The 322-nt window shown below is 70.5% G+C and carries 1 pseudogene; it reads left to right on the top strand.

The annotated features are described in order from the left end of the window. Positions 1 to 322, top strand: a pseudogene (locus tag EN851_RS35010) (patatin-like phospholipase family protein); the annotation flags it as partial.

Below are 322 nucleotides of genomic sequence, written 5' to 3'. Positions count from 1 at the left end.
TCTACGACAATCACGGCATCGAGCCGGCGCTCAAGCGCTGCCGCTGGCTGCTGGTCAGCGACGCCGGCGCGCCCTGGCAGGCTTCGAGGGCGGGCTACTGGAACTGGTTCTCGCAGTTGAAGCGCGTGCTCGACACCACCGACAACCAGGTGCGCTCGCTCAGGCGCCGCGACCTCGTGGCGCGTTTCCAGGCGGCCAAGGACGCCGACGATCGCGGCCTGCCCAACGACGCGAGCCGGCCCGATTATGCGGCGGCGCGCGGCGTCTTCTGGTCGATCGCCAGCAAGCCGGACGCGACCGAGCCGACCTTCACGCAGACCGC

It is taken from the genome of Mesorhizobium sp. M8A.F.Ca.ET.208.01.1.1, from assembly GCF_004791315.1.
GTDB lineage: Bacteria > Pseudomonadota > Alphaproteobacteria > Rhizobiales > Rhizobiaceae > Mesorhizobium.
This window is presented reverse-complemented; position numbering and strand designations above follow the sequence as displayed.